11 protein-coding genes and 5 pseudogenes are annotated in these 18,457 nt (G+C 56.4%); 4 read left to right on the forward strand and 12 right to left on the reverse strand.

Annotation, left to right across the window (positions count from 1 at the left end; genetic code table 11):
- Window positions 1-6: 6 nt before the first annotated feature.
- A pseudogene (locus tag IGS75_RS08745) lies at window positions 7-319 on the forward strand (GTP-binding protein); the annotation flags it as partial.
- A 50-nt stretch (window positions 320-369) separates the two neighbouring features.
- Here IGS75_RS08745 and IGS75_RS08750 read toward each other — a convergent pair.
- Window positions 370-1,440: an ornithine cyclodeaminase gene (locus tag IGS75_RS08750; protein WP_202256601.1), complete on the reverse strand. Its 1,071-nt coding sequence runs from the start codon at window positions 1,438-1,440 to the stop codon at window positions 370-372.
- A gap of 1 nt (window position 1,441) precedes the next feature.
- A complete protein-coding gene (rocF, locus tag IGS75_RS08755) occupies window positions 1,442-2,365 on the reverse strand; it encodes an arginase (protein WP_202256602.1) in 924 nt (307 codons plus the stop codon).
- Window positions 2,366-2,974: 609 nt separating this feature from the next.
- Here rocF and IGS75_RS15915 point away from each other — a divergent pair.
- Window positions 2,975-3,120 (forward strand): annotated as a pseudogene (locus tag IGS75_RS15915) (transposase); the annotation flags it as partial.
- A gap of 77 nt (window positions 3,121-3,197) precedes the next feature.
- Here the strand turns inward: IGS75_RS15915 and IGS75_RS15850 are convergent.
- The 8 genes and pseudogenes from IGS75_RS15850 to IGS75_RS08800 form a co-directional block, all read right to left on the reverse strand.
- Window positions 3,198-3,284: pseudogene (locus IGS75_RS15850) on the reverse strand (winged helix-turn-helix domain-containing protein); the annotation flags it as partial.
- A gap of 259 nt (window positions 3,285-3,543) precedes the next feature.
- Window positions 3,544-4,073: pseudogene (locus tag IGS75_RS15520) on the reverse strand (transposase); the annotation flags it as partial.
- 12 nt (window positions 4,074-4,085) lie between these two features.
- Window positions 4,086-5,444, reverse strand: coding sequence for an ethanolamine permease (eat, locus tag IGS75_RS08775; protein ID WP_202256604.1), 1,359 nt, complete (start codon window positions 5,442-5,444; stop codon window positions 4,086-4,088).
- Between the two features lie 250 nt (window positions 5,445-5,694).
- Entirely contained in the window at window positions 5,695-6,774 is a 1,080-nt protein-coding gene (qhpR, locus tag IGS75_RS08780; protein ID WP_237468740.1) for an AraC-like transcriptional regulator QhpR, read from the reverse strand.
- Window positions 6,775-6,898: 124 nt separating this feature from the next.
- A complete protein-coding gene (locus IGS75_RS08785; protein ID WP_202256605.1) occupies window positions 6,899-8,161 on the reverse strand; it encodes a haloacid dehalogenase-like hydrolase in 1,263 nt (420 codons plus the stop codon).
- Window positions 8,158-10,242 carry a phosphocholine-specific phospholipase C gene (locus IGS75_RS08790; RefSeq protein WP_202256606.1) on the reverse strand — a complete coding sequence of 695 codons (2,085 nt, stop codon included), beginning with the start codon at window positions 10,240-10,242 and terminating at the stop codon, window positions 8,158-8,160. The genes IGS75_RS08785 and IGS75_RS08790 overlap by 4 nt, the downstream gene beginning before the upstream one ends.
- 32 nt (window positions 10,243-10,274) lie before the next feature.
- On the reverse strand, window positions 10,275-12,677 hold the full coding sequence (locus tag IGS75_RS08795) for a TonB-dependent receptor (RefSeq protein ID WP_141353084.1): 2,403 nt from the start codon (window positions 12,675-12,677) through the stop codon (window positions 10,275-10,277).
- Between the two features lie 233 nt (window positions 12,678-12,910).
- Entirely contained in the window at window positions 12,911-13,909 is a 999-nt protein-coding gene (locus tag IGS75_RS08800) for a phosphotransferase enzyme family protein (RefSeq protein ID WP_237468741.1), read from the reverse strand.
- Between the two features lie 181 nt (window positions 13,910-14,090).
- Between IGS75_RS08800 and IGS75_RS08805 the strand changes: the two genes are divergently transcribed.
- Entirely contained in the window at window positions 14,091-15,431 is a 1,341-nt protein-coding gene (locus tag IGS75_RS08805; RefSeq protein ID WP_202256607.1) for an aspartate aminotransferase family protein, read from the forward strand.
- Between the two features lie 53 nt (window positions 15,432-15,484).
- Here the strand turns inward: IGS75_RS08805 and IGS75_RS08810 are convergent.
- Window positions 15,485-16,198 (reverse strand): annotated as a pseudogene (locus tag IGS75_RS08810) (hypothetical protein).
- 58 nt (window positions 16,199-16,256) lie between these two features.
- Complete coding sequence (locus tag IGS75_RS08815; protein WP_202256608.1) at window positions 16,257-17,252, reverse strand: amidohydrolase family protein; 996 nt, start codon at window positions 17,250-17,252, stop codon at window positions 16,257-16,259.
- Window positions 17,253-17,411: 159 nt separating this feature from the next.
- On the opposite strand from IGS75_RS08815, the gene IGS75_RS08820 reads away from it, so the two are divergent.
- Entirely contained in the window at window positions 17,412-18,335 is a 924-nt protein-coding gene (locus tag IGS75_RS08820; protein ID WP_202256609.1) for a LysR family transcriptional regulator, read from the forward strand.
- The last annotated feature ends 122 nt before the right edge of the window (window positions 18,336-18,457 follow it).

Consider the following 18,457-nt stretch of genomic DNA (forward strand, 5'->3'; position numbering starts at 1 on the left):
CTGCGCGGGGCTCTCCCGCCGGCACGGATCAAGGGGATCGAAACAGGCGGCTGCCCCCATACGGCCATCCGCGAAGACGCCAGCATCAATCTGGCAGGCATCGCCGAATTGACCGAGCATTTCGAGGGGCTGGATCTGATGCTGGTGGAAAGTGGAGGCGATAATCTGGCCGCGACCTTTAATCCCGAACTGGCCGATTTACGTTTCGGCTGGCGATAACATTTCTCGAAAGGGCGGACCCGGCATTATCCGAAGCGACCTGCTGCTCATCAACAAGATTGATCTTGCGCCTTACGTAGGTGTCGATCTGGGCGTGCTCTAAAAGTCTGTTCCGGCTGCCTCTGCGATAGGGGCAGCCGGAGCGGCGCTTCAGGCCATGTCCGCGCCCTTGGAGCGCTGAAGCATCCCGAACAGATCGCGCGGATCATCCGGGTCGGCCAGCATATCGAGCTTCTCATACAGGCCGGTGGCGTCCAGCTTGTCGCGCACATAGCGCAGCGCCGAGAAATCCTCGATCGCAAAACCCACGGAATCAAACAGCGTGATCTGGCTCTCACTGGTGCGGCCCTTGGCCTCGCCGTTGATGACCTGCCACAGTTCCGTCACTGGATGGTCTTCAGGAAGCTGCTGGATCTCGCCTTCGATGCGCGTCTGCGGCGGATATTCCGCAAAGATGGAGGATCGCAGCAGGATATCGCGCTGAAGCTCCGTCTTGCCCGGGCAGTCCCCGCCCACCGCATTGATGTGAATCCCCGCGCCAACCATGTTGTCGGACAGGATTGTCGCGCACTGCTTGTCAGCCGTGACGGTCGTGATGATGTCCGCCCCGTCCACAGCCTCTTCGCTGCTGCCGCAGATCGTGATGTCGAAACCCTGTCCGCTCAGGTTGCGAGCACATTTTTCTGAAGCTGCCCGCTCCAGATCATACAGCCGCAGCGCACGAATTCCGACGATCTCACGGAACGCCATGGCCTGGAACTCGGACTGCGCACCATTGCCTATAATGGCCATCGTTTTTGCGTTTGCCGGTGCCAGATATTTTGCAGCCATGGCCGACGTTGCTGCCGTGCGCAGGGCCGTCAGCAGCGTCATTTCGGACAGAAGCGTCGGATAGCCCGAAGCCACATCCGCCAGCATGCCGAACGCCGTGACAGTCTGAAGGCCTTCCTTTGTGTTTTTGGGATGGCCGTTGACGTATTTGAACCCATAGAGGCTGCTGTCGCTCGTGGGCATCAGCTCGATGACGCCCTCGGCCGAATGCGCGGCCACACGCGGGGTCTTGTCGAATTCCGGCCAGCGTTTGAAGTCGGACTCAAGATACTCGGCAAGCTCGCGCAGGAATGTCTTGATCCCGATAGTGTGGACGAGCGCCATCATGTTCTCGACCGAGACGAACGGCACGAAGGCGAGATGGGAAGGGGCAGGGGCGGAGGAGGGCATTTCAGTAGGTCCTTGTCTTGCGTTCGAGAACACGGCGCCCAAAGAGACTGGCGGCCAGATCAGTCATGAGCAAGGCGGTCTTGGCGCGGACGTCGAGGAACGGATTGAGTTCCGCCAGATCCAGTGACGTCACGAGCCCGCTGTCATGCAGCATCTCCATGATGAGATGCGCCTCACGGAAGGTCGCACCGCCATTGACGGTGGTGCCCACGGCCGGCGCGATGTCCGGGTCGAGGAAGTCCACGTCCAGACTGACATGAAGGCGGCCATTGGCAGCGCGAACGCGCTCCAGAAAGCTGTTCAGCGGACCGACGATTCCTTGCTCGTCAATGGCGCGCATGTCGAAGACGGTGATGCCGATTTCCGCAACGTGGCGCTTTTCGGCCTGATCGACTGAGCGGATGCCCATCATGCACATATTGCGCGGATCGACAGGCGCGACAGGCGCTGGAAAGCCCTCGAACCCCGATTGTCCCGTGAAATAGGCGACAGGCGTACCATGCAGGTTGCCGCTCGTCGTCGTATGTAGCGTATGCAGATCCGTATGAGCATCCAGCCACAGCACGAACTGGGGCAGCCCCAGATCCTGCGCATGACGCGCCACACCTGAAACCGTCCCGGCGGACATGGAGTGATCTCCGCCCAGAAAAATCGGGACGTCGCAGGCTTTCGCCATCTCATAGGCCCGTTCACCGACGCTTTTCGTCCATGCGATGATTGCGTCCAGATTGCGTACGGCAGGGTTGGAATGGCTCACATCCGGCATGGCTGCGGGTACGGCGTCTCCCACATCTTCAACCTGACATCCGAGTTCCTGCAGGATTTCGGGCAAACCCGCGATGCGGAAGGCCGTCGGACCCATGATGCAGCCTCTTTCGGAGGTTCCGCTCTGGGTGGGGACTCCCAGAATCTGGCACGTCTTCATCTCAACTCCTTTCCGATACTCTGCGCCGGGGCTTCAGCCCTAACGCGAACAATAGCTGATAAACCTGTCGAAGCGCTCATCCAGACCGCTTTTGAACAGATCCTGCGGGGCACCCTGGACGTAGACGGTTCATTTTTCCAGAAGCACGGCCCGGATCGAGACATCTCGTGCAAACGCCATTTCATGCGTGACAATCAGCATGGTCCTGCCTTCGACCGCAGAACTTTGAGTATTTGCTCGACCAGTTCAGGGTCCAGCCCTTTTCGGCTTTCTCACGCACTTCGGGGCGGTTAGGTCCATGAATATGGACCGGGCCTTCTATGACGTTCTGCAAGACCGTCCGGTGGGCTCTACAGGCAGGAGTTCTGGAACACCACGCCGGCCTGCGACCGCAGGCGATTGACCCGTCGCGTATCCACAATCTGCTGCTCTGCGGCCTTTATGCGGAAACGGATATTCCCGTTCAGTACGTTGCGTGCGCCCGCCGGTTTGACTGTCCGGAACGCCCTAGCCCATCTGGTTGGTCTTTATGGTTTGAAGGTCTCTCCTGATCTGATCAGCTGTGTCACCGATCGCCTTCGAGTAAAGATCCGCGATGTGGACAGTCGGACTGTTAAAAACCAGATGGTTTGCGTTGCCCTCGGTGTCACCTGCGAGGGGCGTGCGAGGTGCTGGAGCTTTGGATTGCCGAGAATGAAGGCGCCAAATTCTGGCTTTTGGTCATGAGCGAGTTGAAGAACCGGGGCATACGGAACTTTGAAAAAGACGCGTGGAATATTCGGCGGGCGCTTCGCCGTTTGACTACCTGAAAACCCATGAGCCGAGTACTGACATGACTGAAGCTCAATCGCTTGAGCAGAGTGGACACATAGCGCTCGTGATACGAAACGCCAAAGCGCTCCTCGATTATCTGCTTCAGATCAACGCGGTATTAGTGGACTAGATCGTCCCGGTTACGGTCAGGGGTGGCGATGATCAAGATCGAGAATTTTTTTTGTTGATCGGCCGTCAGACGGCAGGCAGGGCCACTGCGCCATTGGTTCCGCAGGGTCTGACGGCCCACACCGCCGAATCGCCTCAGCTGTACAATTCGTTCATAAAGCAACCGCACCAGCCATTCCCGATCCAACCTCTCAGGACTGAAACAGAACAGCCTTTTCGCGTCATTTCACAGATGCGCCATACTTATGAGAGTTTGGTATTATGACTATGGTTCGGATGAACAGCCCCGTCAGTGATGTTTGATCAGCAAAGACATTCTCGACATGCGACCGGATAATGGACTTTCGGGCGTTGGGTCCGTGGATGTGTTTGGATATAGGTTTGAAATTTGACTTCTTCTCGTGAAGCTGCGCGACAAGGCCCCGCGTTTCCATGAAGTCTTCATTGGCTTTTGAGCGATAGGCCGTGTCTGCCCCAACTGTTGAGGCTGTATTGCCGTTATTAAGCAGGCTCTTTCTTGATTGCACCCGCCTAGGTCAGATGCTCGCGAATCAGTCACACCGTTCTGGCGTCAGGCATACGCTCCGATAGCTCCAGACCTAAAAAATACATAATGGAGAGATGATCGTCGATCAGGTATTCCGTCTGCTCGTCGGAGAGATTGTTCAGCGGCTGGATCACCAGAAATTTGAACGTCAACAATAGGACGAAAGGCTTCGAAAGCTACAGTCCGGGAAAAAGGTTCGATCTGATCACCAAGCGCGTTTCGCCCATCCTCCTACCGTTCGGCCTGATCGGATTTCCGGTCGTTCATGTAGCTTCCGAGCGCCATCGCAAGGAGGAGGAAGAAGTAGAACGCGAGCAGCCATGGTTTCTGCAGGCCGACGACAAAGAAGCACAGGCTGGCGGCGAAGAGGGCGAATGCGGGGATGATCGGGTATCCGGGCGCATGCCAGGAGCGTGGCATGTTAGGCGCGATTTTTCTAAGCTTGAAGAGGCTTGCCATCGTCATAACATACATGCTGAGCGCACCGAAGACGGAAATCGTGACGATGGATGCCGTAAGGCTCTGCCCTTCAAATGACAGGATGTCGTCGGCAAAAATGGAGAGAATTCCGACAGTTCCGCAGACGAGTACGCCCGTATAGGGGGTGCGGAAGCGTGGCGAGATCAAACCCATCCAATGGGGCAATCCCCCTGCCTGCGCGAGCGATGAAATCTGGCGGGCACAGCCCATGATGATTGCGTGCAGCGACGCGATCAGTCCGAACAGCCCGAGCCAAACGAGCATATGTAGATAAGGGCTATGCGCACCGACGACAGTTTTCATCGCTAATGGCAATGGGTCGTTGAGGCTGGAGAGTAGGCGCCAGTCTCCTACGCCACCGGCGAGTATCATGACGCCGAACGATAGCGCAACAAGCGTAATAATGGCCGCAACATAGGCAATGGGGATCGTGTGGCGAGGCGAGCGTGCTTCCTCGGCCGTCAGCGCGACGCCTTCGATGGCCAGAAAGAACCAGATGGCAAAGGGAATGGACGCAGCAATACCGCCAAGGAGCGACCACGACAGATTGTCGCGCCCCCCCCATCCACGCATTGCAAAACGATGCCAGGAGAAGCCTGGCCAGACCACACCCATAAAGACGAGAAGCTCGATGATGGCGGCGAGGGTAATGACAAGTTCAAAACTGGCAGCGACCTGTATTCCCGCGATGTTGATTCCCATGAAAAGCAGATAAGCGATCACTGCGCCTGCTTTGGGTGGCAGACTAGGAAATTGGACGTGCAGGTATGATCCGATGGCAAGGGCAATGGCGGGCGGCGCAAAAATGAATTCCGCGGTCGAGGCATAGCCGGCTATGAGGCCCGCCCTGCGCCCGAATGCCGCGCTGACATAGACGAACGGCCCACCGGCCTTGGGCATGGCAGTAGTCAGTTCGGTGTAGGAAAAGATCAGCGCGAGATACATCATTGAAACGAAAACGGTCGCAACCAGAAAACCTAACGTCCCCGCACTCGCCCAGCCGTAACTCCATCCGAAATATTCCCCGGAAATCACCAGACCTACGGCGATCGCCCAGAGCTGGACCGGGCCGAGACTGTGTGAAAGCTGCGGTTCGGAACGGTCAGTCATGGAAAAACCTTCTGTAGGGAGAGGATATTTCGGGGCCATTCGACCATAAAAACAACCAAAGCGTCTGGCGCCAGCTATCAAACCATAGGCACAATTGACGAGTAGACAGATGTAGTCCGGTGTCCTTGAGGTCGAGGCGGGGATAGTCGGCCCAATTACCGGATCAGGCAGACAGATCCGCCGATAATGCTAGCAGTGCGGGGGGCAATACGACTGCCCCGCAGACACAATTTCTTGACATTTCGCCCCATCATTTCGTTTTGCGAAACGCTTGCGGAGAAACGCCGAACCATTTGCGAAAGGCGCGGCTGAACGCGCTGACTTCCGAATATCCGAGCAGATACGCAATTTCACTGATAGCTAGTCCGCTCTGCTGAAGATAAGACTGCGCCATACCGCGCCGGGTCTCATCGACGAGTTCGGTATAGGTAACACCCATCGCGTCGAGGCGTCGCTGGAGCGTCCAACGCGGGATGCGAAGCTTTTCAGCCAGAAGCGGCAGCTTTATAACGCCATCGGGAAGCATGCTTTTAACTTCGCGTCGTACTTGAAGGAGGAGGTCATCCCGATGGTTCGGGGCCAGACGCGTTGTGTGATCGAGATGTGTCAGGCTTTCGCGAAGGAGTGTGAGCAGCCCGGCATCGGCACCTGGCATTTTGATATCCAGATCGCGATCGGAGAATATGAGTGCCGACGTCTCGCGCTGGAAAAAGACCGGAGCGTCAAAGGCTGCGGCATAGGCCGCTGACTCGGATTGACGGGCGTGTTCGAACCATATGGTATCCGGGCGCCAGGTGCTTCCCAGAGCACGACGAAAGACGTTGCAGATCATGCCCATCGTCAGTTCGGCATCCTGCGCGCGCTGTGAAATTAGCGGGTCCATAATGCGGTATTCGATACGAAAGCCGTTGGGCACCCGGACAAGGCGCGTTTGGGTCGCTTTTTGGTGATACGGAAAAAGTTCGATGAGGTTGACGAGCGCGCTCCTGAGCGTTGCGGAACTGAGAGTAATATAGCCGAGGAGACCAAGCTGGTCGGGTTGGAACTGCCTTCCGTAGACTAAGCCGCTATCATAGCGTCCGGACTGGCAGGCAATCTGTTCGAAGAGATTACAATAATCCTCGAGGCGTAACGCTAGCGTTGGGGGAAGCTCGTCGGCAACCTGAAGGCCAACGGATTTCGCGATAATGTCCGGATCGCATCCCTGCTGGCGGATGAAGGAACTTACGCCGGTCATCGCCGCAGCCAGCACGCTTCCTCTCTGCCCTTTGTGCGATAGGGAGGCAGGCATTGCGTCAGGGGCAGGAAAGCGCGCGATGAATGAAGTCATGGACCCTCTCTATCGGGGGGACATTCGGTAGGTGACTCGGATTTCGATAATTCTGTTCGCAAATCCCAACACTGTCAGGTATCAATTTCTTATCGAAACGAATTTTGTCAAGCAGTGATCCATCTTACCCAGATCCGAGAAGGCGCGCAGTCGTTGTGCCAAAGGGTACTGTCTCCTCAGACGGCCGCCACTCTCCGGTATTTTCGTCCCGCCCTTGAAGAAGAATTTGGGGCGATACCGCGTCGATATTCTGTACCGCCTTGCGACTGAGTGCGCCCTCGCCTCCGCTGGACAGACGGTTGATGATTAGCGACAGGCGCGTGTCGGGGAAGGTTGTTTGCATCGCCACATCGCCGTTGCTGTCTCCGCAGACGAGTAGGGGGCCGTGACCCCGCTCATGCGTGAGCCTCATGCGTATCGCGTCGACTTTTCCGTTTGCATACGTCAGCGGCCAATCTGCTAAAGGCCGCGTCCCGAGCTTACCGGAGTCTTCCTCCATCCTGATCCCGAGAATATTGTCCGCTGGCAGGTTATAGCCGAAGTCGGGATCTGTCGCGAAAGCACGAACCACGGCTTCGAGCGAAGCCGAGCATATGAAGACTTCAATGCCCGCCTCTCGCAGCGTGTGTTGTAGATCACTTATTTCCGGGGTGAGACGCAGGCCGTGCTGGGCTGTATATCTTAGCGGTCCGGACTGGCCTGCACGATCCGGCGGCGTGAGATGCGTGACCTGACCGATATCGCGCCCAAGTGCCCAGCGGTTGGCTGAGGCGGCGAGTTTAGTGATCTCCGCATTTGTCATGCCGGCCAGAAGACGAATGATCCAGTACAAGGCGACTCTCGGCCCGGCAACAGTGTTGACTGCGTTGTAACTATACAGGAGGCGCGTCCTCAGCGCCTCTAGTGCCGGAGTGTCGCGGGGGACGGCGGTGCGTTCGGGAGACCATGCGCCATAGCGCGACCAGAGTGCGGCGTAGTCACGCGTCATGTCTGCGGCGAGGTCGCAAAACCGCAGAGCTTGTCCTTCCGCGTTCAGAAAATCTGGTCCGAGAGGGCCCTGTGGAACGTCTCGTCGGACCGCGTCGAAGAAACGGTCGGGGGAGAGTGCGAAACTGAAGGTTTCGAGCGTGTAGTGCAGTAATGTTTCTTGACAGTCGCCAAAAATGCAGGTGTTGTCCCAGTCAAAGACCGCATAGGGGCGCACGGAATTGCGGTTTCCGGGTGTCGGCTGAGCTGCAATCAGGTTTGACAATACTCGGTGATTGCGTGGCGCCCATTTCAGGGGCGATAGAATCTCGGTGCGAGCGCGCGTGGCGCCGGTAGTCGCGCAGATACCGGCAAAAGCGGTCGCGCCGGCCAAAAAATGCCTGCGGGTCGGTTCAGTCATGCGTTTTGAGTGCCCATAAGGGGGTCCGTCCGGCTCGGGCGTCCTGATTGAAGGTGACCTGCAAAGCGTAAGGTCGAGCTTGGCTCGGCTATTCCCGAAGCCTGCATGCCGGCTTCGGGAATTTCGGTTACGATGAGGTCATACCAGTGATCGAAGGGGGAAATATTCCAGGATGTCCGGACCTCCTGGTGCATGGGTAACGTAATCGTTCGGATATCGGTGGGTGTATAGGGCGAGGAGACGGAAAAATGCCTTGTGCGGTTGGATGAGCTTTGAAGTCTCAGCGTGATGATCCCGCGATCTGCGTCTGTTTCGAGTATGGCTTGCGGCGGCGCTGCTCCGGTCAGAGTACGCTGAAAGCCATCCGGACCGTGCAGGCTTAACGGCGTATCTTCGTAGGGGGAGAGAATAATCTCATGGGTCTGGCCCGCCCCAAGCGTGTAATGCCGCATGGAGCGACGACCGCTCTGGAGCTGGAAAACAATACCCTGCGGACCTGTATTGGTAAGACGAAGCGCGGTCTGCGCGTCCCCTGTATTGAGAAGATCTGCGCTTAGCCTGTACGGCAGCGCACGGGCAGGACGTTGCCCTGACTCCTGCCGTGGCATAACCTGTACTTGAGGGACCTTAGGAGGCGACAGGTGGCACGATGAGCGCGTCTGCGCGAGGTATTGTTCCGTATCGGGCAGGGGGGAAGGCCATTTGCGATCGCCGCGGGTAAAATCGAAAATGCTCGTCAGATCGCCACAAACGCTTCGGCGCCAGGGGGTAATATTTGGAGCTTTGACGCCAAAGCGCGCTTCGAGAAACATCAAAACAGAAGTATGGTCGAAAAGCTGCGAATTGACCCATCCGCCCTTGGTCCAGGGCGAAATGACGATGGCTGGGACGCGCGGGCCAAGCCCGACCGGAACATCCCCGAGTGCCTCGCCGTCAAGTGCAACAGAGCTGTACCCTTGTGAGGGATTATCCGCTTTCAACGGAGGGACGGGGGCAGGCATGTGATCGAAAAAACCGTCATTTTCGTCGTAATTCAGAATAAAAACGGTTTTCGCCCAGACGTCGGGATGCCGTATGAAAACATCTATCAGGCGCGAGACGAGGGTTTCGCCGTAGCCGGGGGGGGCGTCAGGGTGCTCCGACATGGCTTGCGAGGGGACGATCCATGAGACTTGCGGAAGCGTCCCGCCAGCGACGTCCTTTTCGAATGCTTCGATCAGAAAACGTCCTTCGGACGTGGCGCTGTTCTGGGCATTGGACCCCGCGACGATTGTGCGTGCACGCTCATGCTGCCAACTCTGGCCCGGAGCATTTCGGAACGGCGCAAATGACTGAAGAGGGTTGTCGGTGAAGTTATCGTATTCCTGATAGACGCGCCATGACACGCCTGCGGCCTGAAGGCATTCCGGGTAGGTTTTCCAGTTGAATGGTTTGAAGGACGGGTTGTCGAGTGTGCTGTCGGCGGAGGGATTTCCGTCATCGACATTGACTGTGACCTGTCTTCCGTCGTTGCCGACAGCGAGCCCGCTTGTTCCTGTGAAAAAATACAGTCTGTTCGGATTGGTGGGGCCGAAAATAGAGGCGTGATAGGCGTCGCAAATCGTAAAAGCGTCTGCGAGTGCGTAATAATAGGGGATATCTTCACGTGTGAAGTGCCCCATGGTCATGGCGCTCTTGCGCGGGACCCAGACGTCCCAGTCATTCCAGGCCGCCTGTGTACCCTTCCAGCTATGATCGAGGCTGGCGAGGCAAGCGGAGGATGTATGGACTGTGTTCATCCGGAATGGGAGTATCTGCCGACCGTGTCCATCGGGCTGGGCGAAGACCGTGCTGCCGCTGGGGAGGCGAAGGGCACGAGGGTCGCCGTAGCCCCGCACGCCCTTAAGACAGCCGAAATAATGATCAAACGAGCGGTTCTCCTGCATGAGCAGGACGACATGCTCGACATCCTGGATCGTACCGGTTTCGTGCTTCGCGGGGATCGCAAGAGCCTTGCGAATATTGTCCGGCAGGAGAGCCATGCTGGTAGCAGCGGCGCTCGCCTTAAGAAAGGACCTGCGGCCCGGGGTGGTTCGCGGCATGTGTTCTCTCCCGCACGGTCTGGTGGCACGTCTTAGAACGTAAGGGCGATAGAGCCGAAATACTGTCTTGGTGCGCCGATCAGGAAAGACTGGTCATCGCCGCTCATGGCGTTGCCGTTCTCGCCGGTAGTTGCGATGTAGGTCGTATTCGTGAGGTTATAGACATTGAAGCTGAAGGTCAGGTCCTGCAGAGCTTTCAGGTGCCGGTTGTACTGACCGAGATTGCGCAGGTGATACTGTGCGCCCGCGCTGGTCAGCCAGTAGGATGGTACAGTGAGATCGCCGGTATAGGTGTAGTTACGCTCGCCCATGAACATGGTATCGATATGTGCGCTCAGGTCCTGCCAAGTGTAGCCGAGGCTGGCTTTGTACATGAAGCGCGGATAATTGACGATCTGTTGGCCCGCGATCGCATAGGTCTTGTTGTCACTGATGACATTTTCATCGTAGGTCGCGTGGTTCCAACTGACGGAATTGGTCAGCGAGAGGCCTTTGAACGGCGTAATCGTCAGGCCGGCATCCACACCATTCATTGTGACGCCACCGACGTTCATGACGGCGGAATAAGGGTTGGTGATCGAACCGCTCGTAATCTGCTGGAGGCGATTGTGGAAATTGGTATGGTAAGCGTAAAGGCTCGCGTTCAGCAGGCGGTCAATGTAGCGATAGCCGACGGCAAAGTTCCAGTTGGTTTCCGGCTTCATCTTTCCAGCACCCATCGTCTGGTCATAGGCGCTCTGCGTCATGGCAAAAGGCGACGCACCACCTTTGTAGCCCGAGATCGGGAAGGATTTGACGTTTTCCGCAACGTCGAAAAATAGTTCGTGATGTTTGAGGAAATGCCAGTCCCCGCTGATATGCGGTAGAAAGGCGCGCGCGGTTGTGACCGTGCCGCTGGCGATGGCATTCGTCCCGGTATAGGCGGGAATGTTGGCCGTCTGGTTTCCCGTGACGGACTGCCAGAGAGATTTGAATCCGAAATGAAGGCTTACGTTCGGTAGAATATGATAGGTATCTTGTACGAAGCCCGTGAAACTGTTGGATGAGAAAGTTTCGCCCCATAGCCGCGCGGTTGGGTCGGGGAGAGACCCCATCGAATTGATCGGCGTGCCTTCTCCGAGCACCGGTTCCTCGTAGGCGTTACGCCCGACGTCTACGTGGTAGTGTTCGTACCAAACGCCGACGCTCAGATCGTTATGGGCAATATTGTAGTGCAGCGCAGAAGTGAACCCTCCACGCTGGGCGCGTTCAAGGGTAATCTGATCGAAGAGCGGGGAGCCGTTTGGCATCAGGCCATTCGAATACCACGGATAGGGGCTGGTCCATGTCCCGCGTCCATACTGTCCCTGAGCGTAAACGGTCGACTTCCAGCGCAGACGAGAAGTGAGCGCAAAATCCATATTGAGCCCTCCTAGATAATCGCGCTCGACGGTACCTCCGTCATAATAGGCGGCGTCATACGGATCAGAAAGTTTGCTGAACCCCGCCGGGAGCGCGCCGCCTGCCTTGCCGTTGGCCGCCAGCGCGAGCTTGTACGCTTTGGCATAGGCATTGGGCGTCCCGATGAAGTTGTCGAGGCTCGAGCCGTAATTGTCCAGCATGTTGAACGACATGTCCTGATATTGGTACTGGTCGAGATCACCCCAGTCGAAAATCGCGGAAATCTGGCTTTCCTGTCCTACAGGCTGGACGATTTTCGCGTTGACCTGTTGCATGAACTGGTTGGCACCGCCTTTCCATTTGTTCAGGTCATTGCGCATATAGGACGCGTACATCCGGGTTCCGGTCTTGTTTAGGTCACCGCTATCGAAGCGGATGAAGGTGTGCATATTCATGCTAGAGCCAAAGGTTTGGGCGATCTGGCCACCAGCCTTGTGTTTCGGATCGCTTGAAAAATATTCGATTGATCCGCCTAGATTTGACGTGCTCGCGATCTCTTCTGCACCCGCGCTTTGGGACACCACCATATGCCCGATATTTTCGGAGGCAATGGCGTTGATGACGTTCAGGCCGTTGAAGGAATGGTACTGCTGGTCGCCTAGAGGAATGCCGTCGAGTGTCATACCGATCTGGTTTTGAAGAAAGCCATGCATGAAAAACATTTGTGACCAGATATCGACGCCTTGTGAATCCGCTGATTGCAGCATGATTCCTGGTAATTTTCCCAAAACCTTGAGGACGCTGGTGCCTGGCGTTTCCTGCTGAATGGCCTTCGCATCGATCACCTCCTCGACACCTCGGGACCGATGCGTTCCCGTCACCGAAATAGCCTCGTTACCTGATCGGATAACGACGGCACGCTGCGCATGAGACGCTACGACAGGTTTGGATTTGATGGGCCGTCTTACGGGGTGGCGCGGCGTTGTGGCCGCCTGCGCCCCAAAACCCAAAAGCGAAATGGCCATGACGAGACAGGGGCGGTACCGGATCTGCATGATAGGATCACTTCCCTAGACGATGAGGAACAAAAGCGCCTCATTTCGATACGATTTGATTATGTTTTTTTACGAAATTCGGTGGCGCTTGATCTTGACGCAGCGACACATTTTTTTGACAAGGAATGCGTTTTTCAGTCTAACGGCATCTCGACGTATAGCCTTCGCAAATCTGAGACAAACCCCGCCAGCTCGTCCTTGATTCGGCTGGCAGGATCCGCACTCAATTTGCGCTATGCTGCCGAGCTTGTGGTCAGGTACTCCTCGCACAGGCGAACGGTTTGCTCGATCCAGTCAGCCCCAAGGCTGCGAGCCATTTCGGTATCCGCATGAGACGCGACCCATGAGGTCAGCTGAACTCTGCGCTGGACCACCAGAGCGGGGATGATCGCATGTTCGTCCGGGGAAAGCGGCACGAGGCTCTCATAGCCCACCAGCCAGTTTGCGATCCATTCGCCGGCGTTGCGATGGTGTTCCTCGAAGCTGATGGCTGCAGCAAGGTCGTGGAGAAACCAGCCCATGCCGCAATCGTCGAAATCGATTACCCGCGTCTCGTCACCAGACAAGAGAAGGTTGGTCAGTCGTAAATCGGCGTGAATGAGGCCGAACCGGCTCGGCTTCTGTCCAAAATCGACGAGCTTACGGCGCACATCCGTCATTGCGGCCTCGATCGTGGCAATAGCTCTTTCGTTCAGACCTTTTGTCTTGCGCCAGTCGCCCCAGTGCGCGTGCGGGCCAACCATCGTCTCGTGGTCCCACCGGATACGCTTGAAACCCTCAGGTCTTGCCCAATTGCGGCTGTGTTGATGCAGACGCGCAGTGATCAGCCCCAGCCGCCTGAACGAACGCGGATCGACATTCGCTGTCGGCATTTCGCCTTCCACCCAGTGAAACAGAACCACGTGTCGATGGCTCCCGTCGTCCATGGCGCAGGTGAGTACCGTTTTCCCGTCGGAACTTGTGATTGCCGTCGGGACGCCGAGGCCGATATCGTTATCTAGCGCGGAAAGCCATTGTATCTCACTCTCGATTGCCACGTGGTCATGATAATCGGGCCTGTGGATCCGCATCGCATATCGGCCAGTGGGCGTGTCGATGCGAAAGGTTGCGTTCTCGGATCGGGTGAGAAGAGACACCCGCCCGTGGAAATGCGGTGCGTACTGGGTCATCGCCTCTTCGGCGAGTGCCTGGAGTGCGGTGTCTGTCAGGGGATCAGCGTGATAGTGGGTCATGTCATACGGCTCCTGCGGGTATATTGGCGCATCTCGCGGAGGGAAACTTGATCGACGACGATAATTTCTTGACCACGGGTAACAGCATCCCGTCAAAATAGTGCCGAGCAGACAAGCCATTCCGAGCCGTAGCTCTTATCGTTACGCTCAAGGCCGCAGACATACTGGGGGAAGGGCAGACATGAAGATGCGTTCCACGATTATGGACACGAACAGTTTCAGGGCGGAAGACGCTGCCGCTCTGGACGCGACAACACGCGAATTGACCGAGCGTCGGGCGCATAATCTCGGCGCGTCATATCGCCTATTTTACCGTGATCCTGTTCATCTCGTTCGTGGTAAGGGGCAGTATCTATGGGACGCTGAAGGGAAAAAATACCTCGACGTCTATAATAACGTTGCCAGCATTGGGCACTGTCATCCGGCTGTCGTCGATGCAGTGCACGAACAGATGCTGCAATTGAATACGCACACGCGCTATCTTCACGAACGAATACTGGATTATTCAGAAGCTATTTTGGCGACCCTCCCGCCCGAAATTGATCGGGCTATGTATATGTGTACGGGGTCAGAAGCTAACGATCTTGCGATCAGGATCGCGCGCGCGTGGAGTGGGGGCACGGGCATCATTGTTACGCAGGAGGCTTATCATGGAACGAGTGATTTGACGTCCGGCGTATCTCCGGCGCTGGGGAGTGGCCAGCCGCTCTCGTCCACGACGCGCCTGGTCAGTGCACCCGACCACTATCGCAAGGATGATGTTGATCTGGGCGATTGGTTCGCAGCCGAGATTCAGAAACAGATCGACGACATGCAGGTGCACGGAATTAAATTCGCTGGTTTCCTCGCAGATTCGATTTTTTCGTCCGACGGTGTACTGCCTGGCGATCGGGGATTTCTCAAAAAAGCTGTGGAAGTCGTTCACCGGAACGGCGGTATTTTCATCGCCGATGAGGTGCAGCCCGGCTTTGCGCGCACCGGAGAGACCTTCTGGGGATTTGCGCGTCACGGTGTCGTTCCTGACATCGTCACGACCGGAAAACCGATGGGAAACGGAATCCCCGTTTCCGGGCTGTTTGCGCGCAAGGACGTTCTGGCGGCCTTCAGCGATAAAATTCCTTATTTCAACACATTTGGTGGAAATCCTGTCTCAATGGCTGCCGCGCAGGCTGTCCTTAAGGTGATTGTGGACGAGAAACTGCAGAAGCATAGCCTCGATGTTGGAGGGCAGTTGAAAGATGAACTGAAAACACTCCAGAGCGAATATGACGCTGTGGGTGACGTGCGCGGCGCGGGTCTGTTCATTGGTTTAGAGCTCGTGTCCGACCGACGACTGAAGACACCGGACAAAGTTCTGGCACTGGATTTGGTCGAAGCGCTCCGTCACGATGGCGTGCTGACTTCCGTCGCCGGCCCTTATGGAAACGTGCTAAAACTCCGGCCGCCGCTCTCATTCCAGTTCGAGGATATCGACTGGCTGGTCGGGGCGCTGGATCGTGGCCTGTCCACTCTGACGCGATGATTGACGGGCACGGAAGGGTAATTTTCGGAGACCAGCTCATAACGTCCGATAGGTCAGTGGAAGGCAGTGGTGTCTCCGTCCTTGATGATAGAGCGCGGAAGTCGCGTTGCTGTTTCCCGTAGGGCTGGATTGATGATGAATTTTTCTGCCTCTGAAGTCCAGATTTTGCAGACGTTTTCGTAAGGTTTGAGGTCACTCAGGGTCTTGAGCCTTCGCTCGAAGTTATTAAGCTGCCATGAAGTCATTGAGGCGTGTCCTCAACGGCTCATGGCTGTCGTGATGGAAGCGTTTGACGGTTGCTTCTCTTATCGTCCGGATCATCCGTTCCACCTGACTATTGGCCCAGGGACGGCTAGGCTTTGTCAGACGGTGTTCAATCCCGTGGGCTTTGCAGATCATCTCGAAGCGTATGGGACGCGACAGGGCCGTATTTCGATTACGGCGCTGCTTGGGGAACTGGATGCCGTTATCGGTCAGAATGGTATGGATCCGATAAGGGATCATGCTCAGGAGATATTCAAGGAATTCCCAAGCCGTCTTCCGGTTGGCTTTTTCGAAGCTTCGTCCGTCGCGGAAAGGGGCGTTGATCGCGGCTCTTTAGGTCCTGTCTGATGCTCCTCAACCGTTTGACGCTTGCGCCATTTTGCAATGGTTTTCGGGTTGATCCCGCACTCTTTGCTCAGCGCCGCGAGCGAAGAGTGCGATCACTGTATTGCTGTTTGCACGGCATGCGTGGTCGTGGCGCTGCCATGATGCCTCTGTCCCATATAAGGTTCCTTGCACTTTCGTGAATATATCACACCATTAAACCATGGTACTAAAAACCTAGAAATTTGATCCAAGGGACAGATTTTCTGTAAGCCGCTCCCAGTTTCCATACGCGAATGCTCGCCTTTCAGCCTCATCCAGACCACAACTTTCGAGAAAGCGCCTCGCATCGCCACCGGGGCGGTATTGGTATGGATAATCTGTAGAAAACAGCAGTCTGTCTCGGCCGACAATCCGTGCTGCCTGTTCCAGATAATGCGGCATGAATATCCCGCTCGCCGTCACATACAGATTGCGTCGGAAATACGTCGCCATGGAATGGGTCAGTTCGGACACGCGATCCATATTGGCGATACGTTCGGCATAGAACAGGATCAGTTCCCCCCAATGGCCCAGAATAACCTGCAGGTCCGGAAAACGATCGAAATGGCCCGCCAGTACGAGGCGCAGAAATTGAATGCCGGCGTCGTAATGCCAGCCGAGACCGAAACAGGAAAACGCGGCATCCACCTGCGGGCTAAACCCGGAATAATAGGCATCCCGAACGACTTTGTCCGGTGCTCTGGGATGAAGCAGGATCGGTGCTTTCAACGCCGCAGCGATCTGGAAGATCGGGAGCAGATCGGTATGGTCTAGGTTACGGTGGCCTACACGCCCGCATAGCATTGTTCCCTTGAAGCCGAGCGTTCTGACGCAGCGTTCGAGTTCAAGCGCTGCTTCATCGGGCATCGCAACCGGCAGTGTCGCAAGCGCCTGAAAGCGATCCGGGTGGCGAGCTACTGCTTCCGCCACGGCGTCATTCGCACGGCGCGCTAAATCGACACTATTCGCCCCAAGATCATGCAATGACGGCGTGGTAAGGGACAGAACCTGCACGTCCAGCCCGCTTTCGTCCATGAGTGACAGCCGCTCTTCGGCGAGATTCAGCAGCCGTTTTTCAAGCGGACCGCCATGGAACGCGACACTCGGATCAGCGGTTTCAAGGCCAATGGCAGACCAGGCGTCCTTCACCTCGGTCGTCAGGAAATGCTCTTCGATACCGATCAGTTTCATGCGATGGCTCCTGCCCACAGGCTGCTGTCATGATTGCAGGCCTGTTTCCACGGCAGTGAAAATAAATGCAGAAGTTGAAAAGGCGCCAGACGCATGGATATCAATGTGTTCTTGCATGCGACGCTATATGTTGCCGATCATTGTTGGTAGGCTCATCGGATGGAAAACGTGGATCTTAACCTTCTGACGGCACTGGATGTACTCCTTGAGGAAGCCAGTGTGACCGGTGCTGCCCGGCGACTTGGGCTCAGCACGTCCGCTATGAGCCGTACGCTAACGCGGCTCCGCTTTGTCACCGGTGATCCATTACTTGTGCGGGCAGGCCGACATCTCGTGCCGACGCCATATGCGATGGATATTCGTGAGCACGTTCATATCCTGACACGTGATGTGCAGGCTGTCCTACGGCCGCAGCATCGGGAATTGGATTTGAAAACGCTGGATCGGACATTCGTCCTTCGCGCCAATGAAGGCTTTCTGAATGTTGCTTCAGCCCCTTTGGTGACGTCTATTCTGAAGGAAGCGCCCCGGGTTCGACTGCAGTTTGCGCCCAAACCTGACAAGGATGCGCTGCCACTGCGAGAGGGGCGGATCGATCTGGAAATTGGTGTCCGGGGCGCGTCAGCCCCAGAGATCCGCAGTCGGCTCATGTTCCGGGATACGTTCATAGGCGTGGCGCGTATCGGCCATTCTCTTTTCGCAGATGGAGATATCAGCGTGGCACGATACGCCGCATGCCAGCATGTCGCGGCCTCACGACGTGGGACATTCTGGGGACCTGTTGATGATGCACTGGAGCAGCTGGGATACCAACGCAATGTGTCAGTCGTGGTGCCTGGATTTCCGGATGCGCTTGAGATCGTGCGGCATTCGGATCGGATCACCCATGTTCCGCGATCGTGCCTTGCGGCCCTGTCTAAGGAGACGCCAGGAATATCGGACTTAAAGTTGTTTCCTTTACCCGTGCAGACATCTGAAATCGCTATTTCTGCAATGTGGCACCCAAGGCTTGACGCCGACCCTGCTCACCGCTGGCTTCGTGATATCGTGCAATCAATTTGCAAGCAGGTTTTCGCCTGTTGACGATATCCGCTTTCGGAAAAGCACTCTGTGGGTTTGAACATCTACTATGTCGGCGGAAGTCGCAAATCCGCTTACGCCCTCATCTGAGACATTAGGACTGTAAGATCGCTTTTCTGAAAAGC

This window comes from Gluconobacter sphaericus, assembly GCF_016757795.1.
Lineage (GTDB): Bacteria > Pseudomonadota > Alphaproteobacteria > Acetobacterales > Acetobacteraceae > Gluconobacter > Gluconobacter sphaericus.